Origin of the sequence: Pseudomonas sp. B21-051, from assembly GCF_024748795.1 — a bacterium.
Lineage (GTDB): Bacteria > Pseudomonadota > Gammaproteobacteria > Pseudomonadales > Pseudomonadaceae > Aquipseudomonas > Aquipseudomonas putida_A.
The window spans coordinates 66263-84961 of the sequence record NZ_CP087166.1; the positions used below are offsets into that span (position 1 = coordinate 66263).

The window sequence follows — 18699 nt, forward strand, 5'->3', positions numbered from 1 at the left end:
CAACAAAAAAGCGGAGTTTAGGGGACCTAAATGAGCATTTTTTGTTGCGCTTTTAACGCAGCATGGCTGCGCCACAGGCAGTTTTGAGGCAAAAAAAGCCCCGGACTTCATATGGGGAGGGAGAAGTTCCGGGGTTCAAGTTCCGAACCGCTAGGGCGGGGTTCAGATATCTGCCAACACTTAACACAACATAGGAGCATCGAAGGGCTTCACCAGCCATTCAGTATCTCTGAGTAGCGAGTTGTCAGATTAGTTCAGATTTTTTTCAAAAAGCTTTGGAATAAGCCCAAGCGCGATTCGAAATAAGGCCATTTCGGGCATTTATCGCAACAGTATGTCGCGGCAAACGCCCGTGCCAGACGCCTCAGTGCGCCTCATCCCAGTTGTTGCCGACTCCTACTTCTACCAGCAACGGCACGTCCAGTTTCGCCGCTTCGCTCATGTGCAGGCGTATTTCCTGACTCACCTGATCGACCAGATCCTCACGAACCTCCAGCACCAGTTCGTCGTGCACCTGCAGGATGACTTTGGCGTCCAGCCCCGAAGACGCCAGCCAGTTATCCACCGCCACCATGGCTTTCTTGATGATGTCGGCGGCGGTGCCTTGCATCGGCGCGTTGATCGCCGTGCGTTCGGCGGCGGCACGTTCCTGCGGCTTGTTCGAGTTGATTTCCGGCAGGTACAGGCGTCGACCGAAGAAGGTCTCGACGTAACCCTGATCCGCTGCCTGCTTGCGGGTGCGGTCCATGTATTCGCGCACACCCGGGTAGCGCGCGAAGTAGGTGTCGATATAGGCCTTGGCGGTCTTGGTGTCGACGCCGATGTCCTTGCCGAGCTTCTGCGCGCCCATGCCATAAATCAGGCCGAAGTTGATCGCCTTGGCGCCACGGCGCTGGTCGGAAGTCACTTCGTTCAGCTCGACCTTGAACACTTCAGCGGCGGTCGCGGTGTGCACGTCCAGATTGTTGCGGAAGGCGTTCATCAGGCCTTCGTCCCTGGACAGATGGGCCATGATCCGCAGTTCGATCTGCGAATAGTCCGCCGCCAGCAGTTTGTAGCCTTTGGGCGCGACGAACGCCTGACGGATCCGTCGGCCTTCAGCGGTACGCACCGGAATGTTCTGCAGGTTCGGATCACTGGAAGACAAGCGACCGGTGGACGCCACAGCCTGATGATACGAGGTGTGGATACGCCCGGTGCGCGGGTTGATCTGCTCTGGCAGGCGGTCGGTGTAGGTGCTTTTCAGCTTGCTCATGGAACGATGTTCCATCAGCACTTTTGGCAAGCGGTGATCGTCCTCAGCGAGTTTTGCCAGCACTTCTTCGGCAGTGGACGGCTGGCCCTTGGCGGTCTTCTTCAGCACCGGCAGGCCGAGCTTTTCGTAGAGGATCACGCCCAACTGCTTTGGCGAGCCGAGGTTGAATTCTTCACCGGCAATTTCGAAGGCTTCACGCTCCAGCGCGACCATCTTGTTGCCCAGCTCGATGCTCTGGATGCCGAGCAGTTCGGCATCGACGAACGCGCCCTGACGCTCGATGCGCGCCAGCACCGGCACCAGCGGGATTTCGATGTCGGTCAGCACGCTGGCCAGACTCGGGATTGCGCTGAGTTTTTCAAACAGGGTCTGGTGCAGACGCAGGGTGATGTCGGCGTCTTCGGCGGCGTACGGGCCAGCCTGCTCAAGGGCGATCTGGTCGAAGGTCAGCTGCTTGGCGCCTTTGCCGGCGATGTCCTGGAAGCTCACGGTAGTGTGATCGAGGTACTTCTGGGCGAGGCTGTCCATGTCGTGGCGGGTGGCGGTGGAGTTGAGCACGTAGGACTCAAGCATGGTGTCGAAAGCGATCCCGCGCACGTTAATGCCCTGGCTCTGATCGCCGCCGATGGCGCAGTTGGCCAGAATGTTCATGTCGAACTTAGCGTGCTGGCCGACCTTGAGCTTGTTCGGATCTTCCAGGATCGGCTTCAGCGCGCGCAGCACGGTGTCGCGATCCAGTTGCTCGGGCACGCCGATGTAGGAGTGGGTCAGCGGGATGTACGCGGCTTCGTTGGCCTGCACCGCGAACGAAAGGCCGACCAGTTGCGCCTGTTGCGCGTCGATGCCGGTGGTTTCGGTGTCGAAGGCGAACAGCCTGGCGTTCTGCAGTTTTTCCAGCCAGACATCGAAACGGGCCTGATCGAGGATGGTTTCGTAGGCGGCTTCAGCGGGGGCGGCAGGCGCTTCGTCCGCTGGTGCGCTGAACAGATCGCCAGCCGGCGCAGGTTCGGCGGCAGCGCTCAGTTCCTGGCGCTTGGCGTCACGATCGAGGTCGTTCAGCCAGCTCTTGAATTCCAGCAAGGTGTACAGCTCGTAGAGCTTGGCCGGGTCTTCCGCGCCCATCTGCAGGTCATCGAGTCTGATGTCCAGCGGCACGTCGACCTTGATGGTCGCCAGTTGATAGGAGAGGAAAGCCATCTCCTTGTGCTCTTCGAGCTTGGCCGGCAGGGTTTTCGCGCCGCGAATCGGCAGGGTCGGGACAATGTCGAGATTCGCGTACAACTCGGTCAGGCCGCCGTTGACGCCGACCAGCAGGCCGGAGGCGGTCTTTGGACCGATGCCGGGAACCCCCGGAATGTTGTCGGAAGAATCGCCCATCAGTGCCAGATAATCGATGATCTGCTCGGGTGCGACGCCGAATTTCTCCTTCACGCCCTCCACATCCATCGAGCTACCGGACATGGTGTTGACCAAGGTAATGTGGCCATCGACCAGTTGCGCCATGTCCTTGTCGCCGGTGGAGATGATCACCGGACGATCCGCCGCCGCGCTGCTGCGTGCCAGGGTGCCGATCACGTCGTCCGCCTCGACGCCTTCCACACACAGCAGCGGGAAGCCGAGGGCGATCACGCTCTGGTGCAGCGGCTCGATCTGCACGCGCATGTCGTCGGGCATGCTCGGACGGTTGGCCTTGTATTCGGCGTACATCTCATCACGAAACGTCCCGCCCTTGGCATCGAAGACCACGGCGAACGGGCTGTCCGGGTACTGCTTGCGCAGACTCTTGAGCATGTTCAGCACACCTTTGACCGCGCCGGTCGGCAGGCCTTTGGAGGTGGTCAGCGGTGGCAGGGCGTGGAAAGCGCGGTACAGGTAAGACGAACCGTCCACCAGGACGAGGGGGGCTTGGCTCATGAGCAGAATCAACCTTTTCGGCGGGCCCGGCGCTAGAATAGCGGGACCGTTGACGACAAAGGGACAAGGTTATCATGCGTACGTTAAATCGCTTGCTGCTGGTCGGTTTGATTGCTGCCTCACCATTGGCCGCGATGGCGGCGGATGATGCGCCGTCAAAGGAGCCGGAAGTTACCATTAACACGCACACCGAAGGCGACAAGGTCATTCAGGAATACAGCCGCAGTGGCTTCGTCTATGCGATCAAGGTCACGCCGAAGGGCGGCAAACCGTATTTTCTGGTGCGCGCCGATGGTTCGGACGTGAACTACATCCGTTCCGACCAGCCGGATATGCTGATTCCGTCGTGGGAAATCTTTACCTGGAAGTAAGTTTCCCGACTTTTAATCGGCGCCGCTCGACAGCGGCGCCCGAACTGAGCAGTTTTAACCATGTCTGTGTTCACCCCCCTGGCTCGGCCCGAGCTGGAAACCTTTCTCGCCCCTTATGGGCTCGGCCGTCTGCTTGATTTCCAGGGGATCGCCGCCGGCAGCGAAAACACCAATTTCTTTATCAGCCTGGAGCAGGGCGAATTCGTCCTGACCCTGGTCGAACGCGGCCCGGTGCAGGAAATGCCGTTCTTCATCGACCTGCTCGACGTGCTGCACGAGGCTGATTTGCCGGTGCCCTACGCGCTGCGTACCACTGACGGCGTGGCCCTGCGTGAACTGAAGGGTAAACCGGCATTGCTCCAGCCGCGCCTGTCCGGCAAGCACATCAAAGTTGCCAACGCCCAGCATTGCGCGCAGGTCGGCGAGTTGCAGGCGCATCTGCACCTGGCGACCCAGGGCGAGCGCATGATCAAGCGCAAGACCGATCGCGGCCTGGACTGGATGCTGGAGGAGGGCACGGAGTTTCTTTCGCACCTGGCGGACGAGCCGCGTGCGCTGTTGCACAAGGCGCTAGAGGAGATTACTGCGCAGAAAGACAGAATTCTCGCGCTGCCACGGGCCAACATTCACGCCGACCTGTTCCGCGATAACGCGATGTTCGAAGGCACGCACCTGACCGGGTTGATCGACTTTTACAACGCCTGCTCGGGGCCGATGCTCTATGACGTGGCGATTGCCTTGAACGACTGGTGTTCGGACGAGGAAGGCTTGATTGACGGGCCGCGTGCCCGCGCATTCCTCGGTGCCTATGCGGCGCTGCGTCCGTTCACTGCCGCTGAAGCTGAACTCTGGCCGACCATGCTGCGCGTGGCCTGTGTACGGTTCTGGCTGTCGCGGTTGATCGCCGCCGAGCAATTTGCCGGGCAGGACGTGCTGATTCACGATCCGCGGGAGTTCGAGCAGCGTCTGGCGCAGCGGCAGCAGGTGCATACACCGCTGCCTTTCGCTCTTTAAGATCAAAAGATCGCAGCCTTCGGCAGCTCCTACAGGGGATCACCCTGTAGGAGCTGCCGAAGGCTGCGATCTTTTTCTTTGGGGTTACAACGATTCCAGGCACCCGGCCAGATCGTTGCCCAGCTTCTCCAACACCTGCTCATACCCCTGAGCTGTCGCCGGCGTATAGCCGCCCAGCGCATCCAGCTCTGCCAGCTTCACCGGCAGGCCCGCCACCAGGGTTTCCGCCAGGCGTGGACGCAGCGGCGGTTCGCTGAACACACAGGTCTTGCCCACTTCCTGCAGACGCTTGCGCATCGCGGCGACATGCTGCGCGCCCGGCTGCACTTCGGCGGCCACGCTGAACACGCCAGTGTGTTTCAGGCCGTAAGCGTCTTCGAAGTAATCGAAGGCTTCGTGGAACACGAAGTAGGGTTTGCCTTCAACGCTGGCCAGACGTTTTTTCAGTCGTGCATCCAGCGCATCGAGGCGTTCGTCGAAGGCCTTGGCGTTGCTCTGATAGCGTTCGGCGTTGGCTGGGTCGGCAGCGCTCAAATCAGTCGCCATTTTGTCGGCAATAACCCGCGCGTTGACCGGCGATAGCCACAAATGCGCATCGAGCGTGCCCGGGCGGTGATCGTGATCATGCTCGTCGGCGTCTTCGGCGTGGGAGTGACTGTCTTCGGCAAAGCGGCGCAGTTTCATGCCGGGCAGATCCTGCACGGCGACGCTTGGCAGCGTACGACCGTTGAGCACGCGCGGCAGGAAACCTTCCATGTCCGGGCCGATCCAGTACAGCAGGTCCACCGATTGCACCTTGCGCACGTCGGATGGGCGCAGCGCGTAGTTGTGCGGCGAAGCGCCCGGCGGCAGCAGCACTTCCGGGATGGCCACGCCGTCCTGCACCGCGGCGGCAATCAACTGCAGCGGTTTGATGCTGGTGAGAACCTTGACCTCGGCCTGAGCCGAACCGATCAGCAGAAAACTGCCGACAAAAGCCACAAAAACAGAAAAAAGTCGGGACACGATGACCACTCAAGGAGGCGAGAACGGGTAACATAATAACGTCTCTATCAAAACTCGTCGCCGCCCATGCCTATTACACCGATTGCCAGCCGTCCCCACGACCACTCTCATTGCGTGCACAGCGCACTGACCGAGGCCGATACCTTGTGCGCCCAGAAAGGCCTGCGCCTGACTGCGCTGCGCCGGCGGGTGCTGGAACTGGTGTGGCAAAGCCACAAGCCACTGGGCGCCTACGACATTCTCGCGGTGCTGAGTGAGCAAGACGGCCGCCGTGCCGCGCCGCCGACCGTTTACCGCGCGCTGGATTTCCTTCTGGAAAACGGCCTGGTGCACCGCATCTCCTCGCTCAACGCCTTCGTCGGTTGTGTGCATCCCGAGCATGCGCATCAGGGCCAGTTCCTGATCTGCCGCGAGTGCCACGCCGCCATCGAGCTGGAACAGAAAGCTATCAGCGACGCGATCATCCACAGCGCCAGGGATGTCGGTTTCATCGTCGAAGCGCAGACCGTCGAAGTGGTCGGCCTGTGCTCCGGTTGCCAGGGGGCTTGATGAGCAACCCGTTGATCCGTCTTGAGCAGGTCGCCGTCACCTTCGCCGGGCAGACCGTGCTGGACAACATCGAGCTGAGCGTCGAACCGGGGCAGATCGTCACCCTGATCGGCCCCAATGGCGCCGGCAAGACCACCCTGGTGCGCGCCGTGCTCGGGCTGTTGAAGCCGGACAGCGGCAGCGTCTGGCGCAGGCCAAAACTGCGCGTTGGCTACATGCCGCAAAAGCTGCACGTCGATCCGACCTTGCCGCTGTCGGTACTGCGCTTCCTGCGCCTGGTGCCCGGCGTAGACCGTCCGCGTGCATTGGCGGCGCTCAAGGAAGTCGGCGCCGAACACGTCATCGACAGCCCGGTGCAAAGTGTTTCCGGTGGCGAAATGCAGCGCGTGCTGCTGGCCCGGGCGCTCTTGCGCGAGCCGGAGCTGCTGGTGCTGGATGAGCCGGTGCAGGGCGTCGATGTCGCCGGGCAGGCCGAGCTGTACAGCCTGATCACCCGCCTGCGTGACCGTCACGGTTGCGGCGTGTTGATGGTCTCGCACGATCTGCATCTGGTGATGAGCACCACTGATCAGGTGGTGTGCCTGAACCGTCACGTCTGCTGCTCCGGGCACCCCGAGCAGGTCAGCGGCGATCCGGCGTTCGTCGAGCTGTTCGGCAAGAATGCGCCGAGCCTGGCGATCTATCACCACCATCACGACCACGCCCACGACCTGCACGGTTCGGTGGTCAAGGCGCCCGGTGCGGGCCACACCCACGTTCACGGAGACCACTGCAAGCATGGCTGATTTTCTGTTGTATGCCCTGCTTGCAGGTCTGGCGCTGGCGCTGGTGGCCGGGCCATTGGGTTCGTTCGTGGTCTGGCGGCGCATGGCCTACTTCGGCGACACCCTGTCACACGCTGCGCTGCTCGGCGTGGCCCTGGGCTTTCTGCTGGATGTCAGTCCTACGGTGGCGGTGACCGTCGGCTGCCTGCTGCTGGCAGTGCTGCTGGTGACCTTGCAACAGCGTCAGCCGCTGGCCTCCGACACGCTGTTGGGAATTCTCGCACCGAGCACGCTCTCTCTCGGGCTGGTGGTACTAAGCTTCATGCATGAAGTGCGGATCGACCTGATGGCCTATCTGTTCGGCGACCTGCTGGCGATCAGCCCGACTGACCTGGCGTGGATCCTCGGCGGCAGCGCGGCGGTGCTGGTGTTGCTGGTGACGCTGTGGCGGCCGCTGCTGGCGATTACCGTGCATGAGGAGCTGGCCAAGGTCGAAGGCCTGCCGGTGGCGGGCCTGCGCATGGCGCTGATGCTGTTGATTGCGGTGGTGATTGCGGTGGCGATGAAAATCGTCGGTGTGTTGCTGATTACTTCGCTGCTGATCATTCCGGCGGCTGCGGCACAACGTCACGCCCGCTCGCCGGAGCAGATGGCCGTGGGCGCGAGCCTGCTGGGCATGCTCGCCGTGTGTGGCGGGCTGGCGTTGTCATGGTTCAAGGACACCCCGGCGGGGCCGTCGATCGTTGTGACGGCGGCCGCACTGTTTCTGCTGAGTTTTGTTCTGCCCCGTCGAGGGGTGTAGACTTGCTCGCTTTTTGCGCAATTAGAGAGTCGCAGGAATGAAGCCGTTCGCCTCCCGTTATCTGCTCCTTGTCGCATTTTCCGTGCTGCTGGGCGCCTGCCAAAGCACGCCGCCGGTGGCCGAAGCCCCCGACGCGCGGGCCACGGCCATCGCACAGCTAGAGCAAAGCCTGGCCAGCAGCGAACTGGCCACTGCCGAAGACCAGTTGGCCGCCTTGCAGGCACAAACCCCCAACGATCAGTCCCTCGAGCAATACCAGCGCCAGTTGGCCGAGGCCTACCTGCGCCGCAGCCAGATCGTATTGCAGAAAGGTGATGTGAACGCTGCTGCCACCGCGCTGAGCCGCGCCCGTGCCCTGATGCCCAAAGCCCCGGCATTGACCGGTGGCGTCAACGGCGCCATCACCGAAGCGCGCAAAGCCGAGCTGGAGAAAGCCGAAGCCGCGCTGCTGGCAGCTGAAGCCAAGCCGAAAGCCAAGGTCATCGACCCGACTGCCGAAAGCACCACGGTGGCACTGAACATCAACGATAGCCGCAAACTTCGCCGGCAACTCGATGCGATCGCCGCCGATGTGGTGAATTATGAGTGTGCGGTGAGCATTCAGGCGCCGCGTACCCAGGATTACCCATGGCTGGCGACGTTGCTGAGCAAGCGCGTGAAGAAACTGAATCCGGATTTCGATTTGCGGATCGAGAAACAGATTCTGCGCACGGTGCCAGCGCAGATGGTCTTGATTCCAGCCAAACCCTAAAAGATCGCAGCCTCCGGCAGCTCCTACAGGTGCAAGTTATCCCTGTAGGAGCTGCCGAAGGCTGCGATCTTTTGCTTTAGGCCGGAATGGCTTTGGCCTTAGGCTCCCGCGCCCAGACCCGGTGTTGCCCGATCGCCGCAAAGAACGGCTTGGTCAACCCCGACACATCCTTGCCCTGCAGCAACCCGTCATCCGCCTCGAGCTTCAGCAGGTCCTGCAACTGCTTGGCATCGCCGTGCAGCGCGATCGCCTTCAGGTGCTTGTAGGCTTCCAGAAGGTAATGCAGCGCCACGCCATCGCCGCTCAACGCCTTGATCGACGCCGCGCCACCCGGCACGAACACCGCATCGAAGATCACTGAAGGCATACCTTCCATGGATGCGTCCACCGGCAGGGCTTTGCCGTCGGCAGTCTTCACCGGTGCCGAAGTCGGGCCGAGCAGCTTGGCGTGCGCACCTTCAGCCGCCAGAGCCTTTTTCATCGCATCAATCGCCGCACCATCGACGCCGTTAGCGGCAAGAATCGCCACTTTGCGGGTTTTGATGTCCTCTGGCAGCAGGTTCGCCTGACTCAGCGCTGGTGAATGATCGAACGAAGTCTTGCGCACCTCGACCGTGCCTTTGTTCGGCGCCGGCAGCCCGAGGTTGGCCGCGACACGTTTGGCCAATTCCAGGTCAATGTTGGCGAGAATCTCATTCACCTGCCGTGCACGGATGAACTCGCGTTCGACCTTGCCCAGCTCGAAGCTGTAGGCGGCAATGATGTGCTCCTTCTCGTGCTCACTCATGCTGTTAAAGAACAGCCGCGCTTGCGAGAAGTGATCGCTGAACGACTCGCTGCGCTGGCGGATCTTGTTCGCATCGATGCGTTCCGGGTAGCTCTCGAAGCCGCCGTCCTGCGCGGCTGGCGGAGTCTCTTTCGGCCAGCCGCCATCAATCGAGTTCGGCTCGTAGGACGCGCGACCCTTGTCGATCACTGTGCGGTGCTGCGCGTCGCGCTGGCCGTTGTGGAATGGCGCCACCGGGCGGTTGATCGGCAGCTCATGAAAGTTCGGCCCACCGAGTCGGCTGATTTGCGTGTCGGTGTAGGAAAACAGCCGGCCTTGCAGCAGCGGGTCATTGGAGAAATCGATGCCGGGCACGATGTGGCCGGGGCAGAATGCGACCTGCTCGGTCTCGGCGAAGAAGTTGTCCGGGTTGCGGTTCAGGGTCATCTTGCCCAGCGGGGTGATCGGCACGATTTCTTCGGGGATCAGCTTGGTCGGGTCGAGGATGTCGAAATCGAAGTCGTGTTCGTTTTCCTCCTCGATGATCTGCACACCCAGCTCCCATTCCGGGTAGTCGCCCATCTCGATGGCTTCCCAGAGGTCGCGACGGTGGTAGTCGGTGTCTTTACCGGCGAGCTTCTGCGCTTCGTCCCACACCAGCGAACAGGTGCCGGCAGTCGGGCGCCAGTGGAATTTGACGAAGCGCGATTTGCCCTCGGCGTTGACCAGGCGGAAGGTGTGCACGCCAAAGCCCTGCATGCTGCGCAGGCTTTTCGGGATCGCCCGGTCGGACATCGCCCAGATCACCATGTGCGCCGATTCCGGCACCAGCGAGACGAAGTCCCAGAACGTGTCGTGGGCCGAGCCGCCGGTAGGAATTTCATTGTGCGGCTCGGGTTTCACCGCGTGGACAAAGTCGGGGAACTTGATCGCGTCCTGGATGAAGAACACTGGCATGTTGTTGCCGACCAGATCGAAGTTGCCCTCGTCAGTGAAGAACTTCACCGCGAAACCGCGCACGTCGCGCACGGTGTCACCGGAACCGCGTGGCCCCTGCACCGTGGAAAAACGCACGAACACCGGAGTCTTTTTCCCCGGGTCTTGCAGGAAACCGGCCTTGGTCAGCGCCGAATGGTTCTCATAGGCCTGGAAGAAACCATGCGCGCCGGTACCGCGCGCGTGAACGATGCGCTCCGGAATGCGTTCGTGGTCAAAGTGCGTGATTTTCTCACGCATGATGAAGTCTTCCAGCAACGACGGCCCACGCGCGCCGACCTTCAGAGTGTTCTGGTTATCGGCGACCTTCACCCCTTGGTTGGTACGCAGGGCCTGGCCGGTAGCGTCGGAGCGGAATTTCTCCAGGCTATCGAGTTTGGCGTTGGTGTTGGCGCGATCCTTGGTATCGGTTCCGGCCAGCTGGCTTTTGTCGGTCGTAGGTTTCTTGCTGCTCATCAGACGTAAACTCCTCGGTTGACCCCTTTTTACGGGGACTCTTGAGCGTTTCCGGGCACGGTTACCCAGGGTTTCAAGTCGCTTATCTAGTGACCAATGAGCAGGAACGGGCGTTCCTTTTTTATGACCTTTGATCTTGTTATTGCCAAATCGAAGGTTAATTGCGAAATAAATGCTAAGAACCTCTATACGGACAGGCTAAAATGCGCGCCCGGCTAACCGCTGATCCTTTTCTAACGCGCCCCACAAGGTTCGCTACGTGATCGAGTTTCAAAACGTCCACAAAACTTACCGCGTCGCCGGTAAGGACATCCCCGCCCTGCACCCGACCAGTCTTTCGATTGAAAACGGTCAGGTCTTCGGCCTGATCGGCCATTCCGGTGCGGGCAAAAGTACCCTGCTGCGACTGATCAATCGCCTGGAAGACTCCAGCGGCGGCAAGATCATCGTCGACGGCGAAGAAGTCACCGCGCTGGACGCCAACGGCCTGCGTCGTTTCCGCCAGCAGGTCGGGATGATCTTCCAGCACTTCAACCTGCTCGCCTCCAAGACCGTGGCCGACAACGTCGCGCTGCCGCTGACCCTGGCCGGCGAACTGTCGAGCAGCGAGATCAATCAACGCGTCGCCGAGTTGCTGGCGCGGGTCGGTCTGTCTGATCACGCCAAAAAGTACCCGGCGCAGTTGTCCGGCGGCCAGAAGCAGCGCGTCGGCATCGCCCGCGCTCTGGCGACCAAGCCGAAGATTCTGCTGTGCGACGAGGCCACCAGCGCCCTCGACCCGCAGACCACCGCGTCGGTTCTGCAACTGCTGGCCGAGATCAATCGTGAACTGAAGCTGACCATCGTCCTGATCACCCACGAGATGGACGTGATCCGTCGCGTTTGCGATCAGGTCGCGGTGATGGACGCCGGGGTGATCGTCGAGCAAGGTTCGGTGGCCGATGTGTTCCTGCATCCGCAGCACCCGACCACCAAGCGTTTCGTTCAGGAAAGCGAGCAGATCGACGAAAGCGAACAGCGCGATGACTTCGCTCACGTGCCCGGTCGCATCGTGCGTCTGACCTTCCAGGGCGAAGCGACCTACGCGCCGTTGCTCGGTACCGTTGCCCGGGAAACCGGGGTCGACTACAGCATCCTCGCCGGCCGCATCGACCGCATCAAAGACATTCCTTACGGGCAATTGACCCTCGCCGTCACCGGTGGCGACATGGAAGCGGCCTTCGCTCGCTTCACCGCCGCTGACGTTCACATGGAGGTGCTGCGTTAATGGAAATGCTCAAGGCTTTCTTCGAAAACATCGATTGGCTGGAAATCTGGCTGGCCACTGGCGACACCATGCTGATGCTCGGTGGTTCGCTGCTGTTCACCGTATTGCTCGGCCTGCCGCTGGGCGTGCTGCTGTTCCTCTGCAGCCCGCGTCAGTTGCTGGAAAACCGTGGTCTCTACGCCTTCATGTCGTTGGCGGTGAACATCCTGCGTTCGCTGCCGTTCATCATTCTGCTGATCGTGATGATTCCGTTCACCGTGCTGATCACCGGCACCTCGCTGGGCGTGGCCGGTGCGATTCCGCCATTGGTGGTGGGTGCGACGCCGTTCTTCGCGCGTCTGGTGGAAACCGCCCTGCGTGAAGTCGATCGCGGCATCATCGAAGCGACTCAGTCGATGGGCGCGACCACCCGGCAGATCATCATGAACGCCTTGCTGCCGGAAGCCCGTCCGGGCATCTTCGCGGCGATTACGGTGACCGCGATTACCCTGGTGTCCTACACGGCGATGGCCGGTGTGGTCGGCGCCGGTGGTCTGGGTGACCTGGCGATCCGTTTCGGCTACCAGCGTTTCCAGACTGACGTGATGATCGTCACCGTGGTATTGCTGCTGATTCTGGTACAAGTGCTGCAAATGGTGGGCGACCGTCTGGTCGTGCATTTCTCGCGCAAGTAACCGGTTTTTGTAAATCAAGAGATGAGCCGGCCATTCGCTGGCAGGCGCCAGACGGGCGCCTCATAAGGAGTTAGCTGAATGAAAAAACTGATCGCTGCTTTCGCTGCCGTAGCCGCTTTTTCGGCCCACGCTGAAACCCTGACCGTTGCCGCCACTCCGGTGCCGCACGCGGAAATCCTCGAATTCGTGAAGCCGGCCCTGGCCAAAGAAGGCGTGGATCTGAAGGTCAAGGTCTTCACCGACTACATTCAGCCGAACGTGCAGGTGGCCGAGAAGCGCCTGGACGCCAACTTCTTCCAGCACCAGCCGTACCTCGATGAGTTCAACAAGGCCAAGGGCACCAGCCTGGTGGCGGTGACCGGTGTGCATCTGGAGCCGCTGGGCGCCTACTCGAACAAGATCAAGGATCTGAAGGATCTGCCAAGCGGCGCCAACGTGGTGATCCCGAACGACGCCACCAACGGCGGCCGTGCGCTGTTGCTGCTGGCCAAGGCTGGCCTGATCACCCTGAAGGATCCGACCAATATTCTGTCGACCCCGAAAGACATCGCGCAGAACCCGAAAGACCTGAAAATCCGTGAACTGGAAGCTGCGACCATCCCGCGCGTGCTGACCCAGGTCGATCTGGCGCTGATCAACACCAACTACGCGCTCGAAGCCAAGCTCGATCCGTCCAAGGATGCGCTGGTGATCGAAGGCAACGACTCGCCATACGTGAACATCCTCGTATCCCGTGCGGACAACAAGGACAGCGACGCGATGCAGAAACTGGCGGCTGCGCTGCACAGCCCGGAAGTGAAGAAATTCATTACCGAGAAGTACAAAGGCGCTGTGTTGCCGGCGTTCTGATACAGGACGGGACAGGCGCAATAAAAAGGCGATCCCTCAGGATCGCCTTTTTTATGGGGCAAATTCCCCTGTAGGAGCTGTCGAGTGAAACGAGGCTGCGATCTTTTGATCTTGCTGTTGAAGATCAAGAGCAAAAGATCGCAGCCTTCGGCAGCTCCTACACAGGAATGTCTTGCCTGATTACTTGCGGTTGAGCATCACCGGGAGCTGCGCAACCAGTTTGGCGTTGTTCAGCGGCGCACGGATGAACCCGCGCTGGGTGCCGTCCGGGCCGATCACCGCGAGGTTGCCACTGTGATCCACCGTGTAATTCGGTTTGCTGGTATCGGCCGGAATGAACGGAATACTCACCGCATTCGCCACCTTCTGCAGCTCTTCGATCGACTTTGGCGTCAGGCCCACGAACTGCGGATCGAAGTAGCCCAGGTACTGCTTCAACTGCTGCGGGTTGTCGCGGTTCGGGTCGACGCTGACCAGCACGATCTGCAACTTATCCACAGCATCCTTGGGCAACTCGCTCTTGATCTGGCGCAGTTGGGCGAGGGTAGTCGGGCAGATGTCCGGGCAGAAGGTGTAGCCGAAGAACAGCAGACTCCACTTGCCTTTCAACTCATCGATGGCGACCGGTTGGCCGTCCTGATTGGTCATGGTCACACCCGGCAGGGTGCGGCTCTGCGGCAGCAGGATGATCCCGGCGTCGATCAGCGCGGTGGGGTCGCCCTGGCCCTTGCCACTCAGCACTTTGTTGACGGTCAGTCCCAGGATCAGCGCGATCACGGCGACGAGGATGAAAACGGTTTTCTGGGTTCGAGTCATAGGTTCAACAGTAAGTAATGGTCTACGAGCAGGGCGATGAACAACAGGAACAAGTAATAAATAGAGTACTTGAAGGTGTTGATCGCCGCGTGCGGCCGAGTGCCACGGTACAGCACCACGGCCCATTGCAGAAACCTTGCGCCCAGCGCGAGGGCGCAGATGAGGTAGAGCACGCCGCTCATGTGGATCACGTACGGCAGCAGGCTCACCGCGAGCAGCGCGAAGGTGTACAGCAGAATATGCACCTTGGTGTAGTGCTCGCCGTGGGTCACCGGCAGCATCGGGATGTCGGCCTTGGCGTATTCCTCCTTGCGATGAATCGCCAGCGCCCAAAAGTGCGGCGGGGTCCAGGCGAAGATGATCAGCACCAGCAGCAACGGTTCGGCGCTGACGTGACCGGTGGCGGCGGTCCAGCCGAGCAGCGGTGGGGCGGCGCCGGCCAGGCCACCGATGACGATGTTCTGAGGCGTCGCACGCTTGAGGAAACCGGTGTAGATCACCGCGTAGCCGAGCAGCGAAGCGAGGGTCAGCCACGCGGTCAGCGCATTGGTGAAAGTCAGCAGCATCGCCTGCCCGAGCAGGGCCAGCACCAGCGCAAAGGTCAGCGCCGCTGCCGGTGAAACCCTGCCCTCGGCCAATGGCCGTTTGTGCGTGCGCGCCATCACTGCATCGATGCGCCGGTCGACCACATGGTTGACCGCCGCCGCGCCACCGGCACACAACGCAATGCCCAGATTGCCAAACACCAGCACCGTCCACGGCACCCCGGCGCGGGTCGCGAGGAACATGCCGACCAGCGAGGTGATCAGCATCAGCACCACCACTTTCGGCTTGGTCAGCTCCAGATAGTCACGCCACAGTGCTTGCGCGGGGCGTTCGCCGATCAGAAGCGCCATGGCGTTTCTCCTTTTATCGTGATGGGCGCGGCCGAATGTTTACGTGGGCTCAGACGCCAGCGTGCCAACATCGGCTGTTTGACCCGAACCAGACTGGTGCGCGCGTGATAATTGACCAGCACCATGCTCAGCAGCAGCGCTGCGCCACCAGCGTTGTGCGCCACGGCCACCGGCAGCGGCAGATGGAACAACACGTTGCTGATGCCGAGGGTGATCTGTGCGCCGAGGGCAATGACGACTAGTCCGGCCAAACGCGTCATGCCGACAGCCCTGAGTTGCCAGGCCAGACCGAGCAGGACGATCGTCACCAGGAGCGCGCCGATGCGGTGGGTCAGGTGAATCGCTGTGCGTGCATCGCTGTCGAGTTGGCCGCCGAGATAATTGGGGCCGATGTGCTGGGTCAAGTGAAAGCCGTTGGCAAAGTCCGCCGGTGGCAGCCATTGACCGTGGCAGGTCGGGAAGTCGATGCAGGCCACCGCCGCGTAGTTGGAACTGACCCAACCACCCAGTGCGATCTGGCCGATCACCAGTAACAGTCCCGCCGTTGCCCAATACTGCAAGCGCTTGGGCACGGTCAGCGCCGGCAGCACGCCGGACAATCGCAAGGTCAGCAGGAACAGCAGACTCAACGTCGCAAAACCGCCGAGCAGGTGTCCGGTGACCACTTGCGGCCAGAGCTTGAGCGTCACCGTCCACATGCCGAACGCCGCCTGGGCTAACACCACCGCCAGCAGAAACAGCGGCAGTTTCAACGGCTGGCCCGGATGACCACGATTGACCCAGGCACGCCCGGCCAGAATCGCAATCAGCAGGCCGAGGGTGCCGGCGAAGTAGCGGTGGATCATCTCGTTCCAGCCCTTGTGCGCCACCACCGGCGAGTCGGGGTAATGCAGCTCGGCATGGGCCAGTTGGGCTTCGCTTTTCGGCACGCTGATAAAACCGTAACAGCCCGGCCAGTCCGGACAGCCCAAGCCTGCGTGGGTCAGGCGGGTGTAGGCGCCGAGCAGCACGACGATCAGTGCCAGCAGGGTGGCAAACAGCGCGAGGCGAAATCCAGGTTTGGCCATGACGATGCCCTTATCCGATGTTCGACAGTTTCAGCAGGTGGCGCAGGTCGTTGAGCAGATCCTTGCCCTTCACACTCGGGTCGTAGCGCAGCACGAGGTTGCCGTGGGGGTCGATGATCCACAGTTGTGGCGTGGCCTTGTCGCCGGTGGCCTTGCTCAACGCTGCGCTGTCCAGCGGGTAGCGTTGCAGCTGCGGGTATTCGCGGGTCAATTTGGCTTCGTAGTCGGCGCTCAGCGGTTGGGCAGCGGCGAGGGCGTGGCTGGCGCGCCCGGCATCGCGGCCGAGACCGATCTGGATCTGCCGGGCGAGGTACACCAGTTGCTGACAGTCCACCGCGCAATCCTTCGGCGCGGTCACCAGCATCTGCCAGCGCTGTTCATCGGCTTGCACGCCGAGGTCGGCGCGGGTCTGGCCGTTGCCGAGCAGTTCGCCGTGATAGCTGCGACCTTCCGGCACCCAGAACTGCAATTTGTACATGCCGGTGGCGAGCAGCATCGGGCCGACCACGCCGAGCACAATCAGCAGCAGCTGGATCCGCCCTCGGCGGCGGGTGGCCGGGGTTTTCGCCTCAGACATGCTGGGTGGATTCATGGCCGTTCCCATGGGTTTTCTCCTTTGCGTTGTGCAAGCCCAAATAGACGTAGAGACCGAACAGGGCGGTGGCCATGGCGAACCACTGCACGGCGTAACCGAGGTGTTTTTCCGGACCCATGGCCACGACGGGCCAGTCGGCCTCGTAGCTGGCGGGGCCAGGTTCGGCGCGCAGTTCGTAGGCGAAGCCGTCGCGTTCGAGGGCTTTCCACAGCCTGGCCGGCTCGACGGCGGTGACGGTTTGCGGCCAGGTGCTGCTGGCCGGGTCGGCGTGCAACTGGAAGGTCGCGCCGGGGGCGACGTAGACCCAGGCATCCAGGTTCACCGTGTCGGCGGGGGTGGAAAATTTTGGCGTTACCCGGCGATCCGGCCATGGCAGCCAGCCGCGATTGACCAGCAGCCACTGGCCGCTGGCCCGATCCTGAAACGGCTGCAGCAGCTCGACGCCAACCTTGCCGTTGCGCTGACGGTTATCCAGCAGCAGGCTGTGGGCGCTATCGAACTGGCCGTACAGGTGCACGCGGCGAAAGGCCGGGTCGGCGCTGTGCAGCAATTCGCTGCTGGCCATCGGCTCGGCCGCACGGCGCTCGGCGTAAGTGGCGAGCAGGGCGGTTTTCTCCGCGCCCCGGCCCAGTTGCCAGAAACCCAGCGACACCAGCAGCGGCAGCAACAGCGCCACCACCACGGTCGGTATCACGCCCGGCCGAAAGAGCTTCATGGCCGCGCCACAAAGGCAGTCGTCGCGCTCGCTATACTCAACTGCATCGCCTGTCCCTCGGAGTTCTTCCCATGCTCAAGGCAGCCATTGTCGTGCTGCTGATTGCCACGGTGATCAGCCTGTTCAGCGGCCTGTTTTTCCTGGTCAAGGACGACAGCAGTTCCAATCGCCTGGTGATCGCCTTGAGTGTTCGGGTGGCTCTGGCCGCTGCCACCGTCGGCCTGATTGCCTGGGGCTTCTACAGCGGCCAACTGGTGTCGCACGCGCCTTGGTGATCAGTGCTCAGAGCACGTAAACGAAGACGAACAAACCGATCCACACCACATCGACGAAGTGCCAATACCAGCTCGCTGCCTCGAAACCGAACTGATGCTCGGCATCGAAATGGCCCTTCATGATGCGCATCAGCATCACGAACAGAATGATCGTGCCGATGGTCACGTGGGCACCGTGGAAACCGGTGAGCATGAAGAACGTCGCACCATAGATGCCCGAACCCAGGGTCAGGCCCAGTTCGTGATAAGCGTGCATGTATTCCTCGGCCTGCAGGGCGAGGAAGCCGCAGCCCAATAGAACGGTGATCGCCAGCCAGATTTTCAGTGCGCCGCGATGGCCCTTCTTCAAGGCATGGTGGGCGATGGTGATGGTCACGCTGGAGCTGACCAGCAGGATCGTGTTGATCAGCGGCAGGCCCCACGGGCTGATGACTTCCTTGGGCGGCGGGAAAAGTTTCGGGTCCGGGGTGTGCAGCAGCGGCCAGGTGAACTGGAAGTTCGGCCAGAGCATGTGGGCGATGCCTTTCGGGCCTTCACCGCCGAGCGCTGGCCCCGAGACGTGACGCACGTAAAACAGCGCACCGAAGAAGGCGACGAAGAACATCACCTCGGAAAAGATGAACCAGCTCATGCCCCAGCGGAACGAGCGATCGAGCTGCGGGCTGTACAGCCCGGCGCGACTTTCCTTGATCACCGCACCGAACCAGCCGAACAGCATGTACGCCAGCAACAGCCCGCCGACGAAAAAGATGTACGGGCCGTGGGATTCCGGGCGCGCAGCCTTCAGATCGTTGAACCAGGTCGCCAGGCCGTACACGGTGATAACCATGCCGAAGGTGGCGATGATCGGCCATTTGCTCTGGGCCGGGACGTAATAGTGCTCATGAGTTGCCATTTATTGT

At 61.5% G+C, this 18699-nt stretch carries 19 protein-coding genes; 10 read left to right on the forward strand and 9 right to left on the reverse strand.

Annotated features, from left to right (window positions below; genetic code table 11):
* Nucleotides 1-364: 364 nt before the first annotated feature.
* Nucleotides 365-3169, reverse strand: coding sequence for a DNA polymerase I (polA, locus tag LOY52_RS00315; protein WP_258677602.1), 2805 nt, complete (start codon nucleotides 3167-3169; stop codon nucleotides 365-367).
* A gap of 74 nt (nucleotides 3170-3243) precedes the next feature.
* Here polA and LOY52_RS00320 point away from each other — a divergent pair, with 74 nt between their 5' ends.
* Entirely contained in the window at nucleotides 3244-3540 is a 297-nt protein-coding gene (locus LOY52_RS00320) for a DUF2782 domain-containing protein (protein WP_007962757.1), read from the forward strand.
* A gap of 60 nt (nucleotides 3541-3600) precedes the next feature.
* Entirely contained in the window at nucleotides 3601-4554 is a 954-nt protein-coding gene (locus LOY52_RS00325; RefSeq protein ID WP_258677605.1) for a homoserine kinase, read from the forward strand.
* An 84-nt stretch (nucleotides 4555-4638) separates the two neighbouring features.
* Here the strand turns inward: LOY52_RS00325 and LOY52_RS00330 are convergent, their stop codons facing one another.
* Nucleotides 4639-5559, reverse strand: a complete 921-nt coding sequence (locus LOY52_RS00330; protein WP_258677607.1) for a zinc ABC transporter substrate-binding protein — start codon at nucleotides 5557-5559, stop codon at nucleotides 4639-4641.
* A gap of 66 nt (nucleotides 5560-5625) precedes the next feature.
* Between LOY52_RS00330 and LOY52_RS00335 the strand changes: the two genes are divergently transcribed.
* The 4 genes from LOY52_RS00335 to LOY52_RS00350 are packed head-to-tail and all read left to right on the forward strand — an operon-like array spanning nucleotide 5626 to nucleotide 8425.
* Nucleotides 5626-6108, forward strand: coding sequence for a Fur family transcriptional regulator (locus LOY52_RS00335; RefSeq protein ID WP_097090199.1), 483 nt, complete (start codon nucleotides 5626-5628; stop codon nucleotides 6106-6108).
* Nucleotides 6108-6893 (forward strand): zinc ABC transporter ATP-binding protein ZnuC, encoded by a 786-nt coding sequence (znuC, locus tag LOY52_RS00340; protein ID WP_258677608.1) that lies wholly within the window; start codon nucleotides 6108-6110, stop codon nucleotides 6891-6893. Before LOY52_RS00335 ends, znuC begins: the two co-directional genes overlap by 1 nt.
* On the forward strand, nucleotides 6886-7674 hold the full coding sequence (gene znuB / locus LOY52_RS00345) for a zinc ABC transporter permease subunit ZnuB (RefSeq protein WP_008081222.1): 789 nt from the start codon (nucleotides 6886-6888) through the stop codon (nucleotides 7672-7674). Before znuC ends, znuB begins: the two co-directional genes overlap by 8 nt.
* Nucleotides 7675-7711: 37 nt before the next feature.
* Nucleotides 7712-8425 carry a PA5502 family lipoprotein gene (locus LOY52_RS00350; protein WP_258677612.1) on the forward strand — a complete coding sequence of 238 codons (714 nt, stop codon included), beginning with the start codon at nucleotides 7712-7714 and terminating at the stop codon, nucleotides 8423-8425.
* A 76-nt stretch (nucleotides 8426-8501) separates the two neighbouring features.
* On the opposite strand, the gene katE is transcribed toward LOY52_RS00350, so the two are convergent.
* A complete protein-coding gene (gene katE / locus LOY52_RS00355; RefSeq protein ID WP_258677614.1) occupies nucleotides 8502-10643 on the reverse strand; it encodes a catalase HPII in 2142 nt (713 codons plus the stop codon).
* Nucleotides 10644-10902: 259 nt separating this feature from the next.
* On the opposite strand from katE, the gene LOY52_RS00360 reads away from it, so the two are divergent.
* The 3 genes from LOY52_RS00360 to LOY52_RS00370 all read left to right on the forward strand — a co-directional run bounded on the left by LOY52_RS00360 (nucleotide 10903) and on the right by LOY52_RS00370 (nucleotide 13433).
* Complete coding sequence (locus tag LOY52_RS00360; protein WP_027610230.1) at nucleotides 10903-11910, forward strand: methionine ABC transporter ATP-binding protein; 1008 nt, start codon at nucleotides 10903-10905, stop codon at nucleotides 11908-11910.
* Nucleotides 11910-12584, forward strand: coding sequence for a methionine ABC transporter permease (locus LOY52_RS00365; RefSeq protein ID WP_027610229.1), 675 nt, complete (start codon nucleotides 11910-11912; stop codon nucleotides 12582-12584). The genes LOY52_RS00360 and LOY52_RS00365 overlap by 1 nt, the downstream gene beginning before the upstream one ends.
* A gap of 78 nt (nucleotides 12585-12662) precedes the next feature.
* Nucleotides 12663-13433, forward strand: a complete 771-nt coding sequence (locus tag LOY52_RS00370; protein WP_047597043.1) for a MetQ/NlpA family ABC transporter substrate-binding protein — start codon at nucleotides 12663-12665, stop codon at nucleotides 13431-13433.
* A 180-nt stretch (nucleotides 13434-13613) separates the two neighbouring features.
* Here the strand turns inward: LOY52_RS00370 and LOY52_RS00375 are convergent, their stop codons facing one another.
* The 5 genes from LOY52_RS00375 to LOY52_RS00395 are packed head-to-tail and all read right to left on the reverse strand — an operon-like array spanning nucleotide 13614 to nucleotide 17522.
* Nucleotides 13614-14249 (reverse strand): SCO family protein, encoded by a 636-nt coding sequence (locus LOY52_RS00375; protein WP_007962772.1) that lies wholly within the window; start codon nucleotides 14247-14249, stop codon nucleotides 13614-13616.
* Nucleotides 14246-15145, reverse strand: coding sequence for a heme o synthase (gene cyoE / locus LOY52_RS00380; protein WP_003220336.1), 900 nt, complete (start codon nucleotides 15143-15145; stop codon nucleotides 14246-14248). Before cyoE ends, LOY52_RS00375 begins: the two co-directional genes overlap by 4 nt.
* Nucleotides 15133-16212, reverse strand: coding sequence for a heme A synthase (locus tag LOY52_RS00385; protein ID WP_258677617.1), 1080 nt, complete (start codon nucleotides 16210-16212; stop codon nucleotides 15133-15135). Before LOY52_RS00385 ends, cyoE begins: the two co-directional genes overlap by 13 nt.
* Before the next feature lie 10 nt (nucleotides 16213-16222).
* The gene (locus LOY52_RS00390) at nucleotides 16223-16816 is read right to left on the reverse strand and encodes a hypothetical protein (protein ID WP_258677619.1); all 594 of its coding nucleotides are present in this window, start codon (nucleotides 16814-16816) and stop codon (nucleotides 16223-16225) included.
* Nucleotides 16782-17522: an SURF1 family protein gene (locus LOY52_RS00395; RefSeq protein WP_258677621.1), complete on the reverse strand. Its 741-nt coding sequence runs from the start codon at nucleotides 17520-17522 to the stop codon at nucleotides 16782-16784. The genes LOY52_RS00390 and LOY52_RS00395 overlap by 35 nt, the downstream gene beginning before the upstream one ends.
* A 71-nt stretch (nucleotides 17523-17593) precedes the next feature.
* Between LOY52_RS00395 and LOY52_RS00400 the strand changes: the two genes are divergently transcribed.
* Complete coding sequence (locus tag LOY52_RS00400) at nucleotides 17594-17797, forward strand: twin transmembrane helix small protein (RefSeq protein WP_041073718.1); 204 nt, start codon at nucleotides 17594-17596, stop codon at nucleotides 17795-17797.
* Nucleotides 17798-17804: 7 nt separating this feature from the next.
* Here LOY52_RS00400 and LOY52_RS00405 read toward each other — a convergent pair whose 3' ends face one another.
* Nucleotides 17805-18692 (reverse strand): cytochrome c oxidase subunit 3, encoded by an 888-nt coding sequence (locus LOY52_RS00405; protein ID WP_027610223.1) that lies wholly within the window; start codon nucleotides 18690-18692, stop codon nucleotides 17805-17807.
* Between the last annotated feature and the right edge of the window lie 7 nt (nucleotides 18693-18699).

Bases quoted from the DNA above. Each gene is read 5' to 3' on its own strand.
- polA (WP_258677602.1), bottom strand. From the start codon at position 3,169: ATGAGCCAAGCCCCCCTCGTCCTGGTGGACGGTTCGTCTTACCTGTAC.
- LOY52_RS00320 (WP_007962757.1), top strand. From the start codon at position 3,244: ATGCGTACGTTAAATCGCTTGCTGCTGGTCGGTTTGATTGCTGCCTCA.
- LOY52_RS00325 (WP_258677605.1), top strand. From the start codon at position 3,601: ATGTCTGTGTTCACCCCCCTGGCTCGGCCCGAGCTGGAAACCTTTCTC.
- LOY52_RS00335 (WP_097090199.1), top strand. From the start codon at position 5,626: ATGCCTATTACACCGATTGCCAGCCGTCCCCACGACCACTCTCATTGC.
- znuC (WP_258677608.1), top strand. From the start codon at position 6,108: ATGAGCAACCCGTTGATCCGTCTTGAGCAGGTCGCCGTCACCTTCGCC.
- znuB (WP_008081222.1), top strand. From the start codon at position 6,886: ATGGCTGATTTTCTGTTGTATGCCCTGCTTGCAGGTCTGGCGCTGGCG.
- LOY52_RS00350 (WP_258677612.1), top strand. From the start codon at position 7,712: ATGAAGCCGTTCGCCTCCCGTTATCTGCTCCTTGTCGCATTTTCCGTG.
- katE (WP_258677614.1), bottom strand. From the start codon at position 10,643: ATGAGCAGCAAGAAACCTACGACCGACAAAAGCCAGCTGGCCGGAACC.
- LOY52_RS00365 (WP_027610229.1), top strand. From the start codon at position 11,910: ATGGAAATGCTCAAGGCTTTCTTCGAAAACATCGATTGGCTGGAAATC.
- LOY52_RS00370 (WP_047597043.1), top strand. From the start codon at position 12,663: ATGAAAAAACTGATCGCTGCTTTCGCTGCCGTAGCCGCTTTTTCGGCC.
- LOY52_RS00375 (WP_007962772.1), bottom strand. From the start codon at position 14,249: ATGACTCGAACCCAGAAAACCGTTTTCATCCTCGTCGCCGTGATCGCG.
- cyoE (WP_003220336.1), bottom strand. From the start codon at position 15,145: ATGGCGCTTCTGATCGGCGAACGCCCCGCGCAAGCACTGTGGCGTGAC.
- LOY52_RS00385 (WP_258677617.1), bottom strand. From the start codon at position 16,212: ATGGCCAAACCTGGATTTCGCCTCGCGCTGTTTGCCACCCTGCTGGCA.
- LOY52_RS00390 (WP_258677619.1), bottom strand. From the start codon at position 16,816: ATGGGAACGGCCATGAATCCACCCAGCATGTCTGAGGCGAAAACCCCG.
- LOY52_RS00395 (WP_258677621.1), bottom strand. From the start codon at position 17,522: ATGAAGCTCTTTCGGCCGGGCGTGATACCGACCGTGGTGGTGGCGCTG.
- LOY52_RS00400 (WP_041073718.1), top strand. From the start codon at position 17,594: ATGCTCAAGGCAGCCATTGTCGTGCTGCTGATTGCCACGGTGATCAGC.
- LOY52_RS00405 (WP_027610223.1), bottom strand. From the start codon at position 18,692: ATGGCAACTCATGAGCACTATTACGTCCCGGCCCAGAGCAAATGGCCG.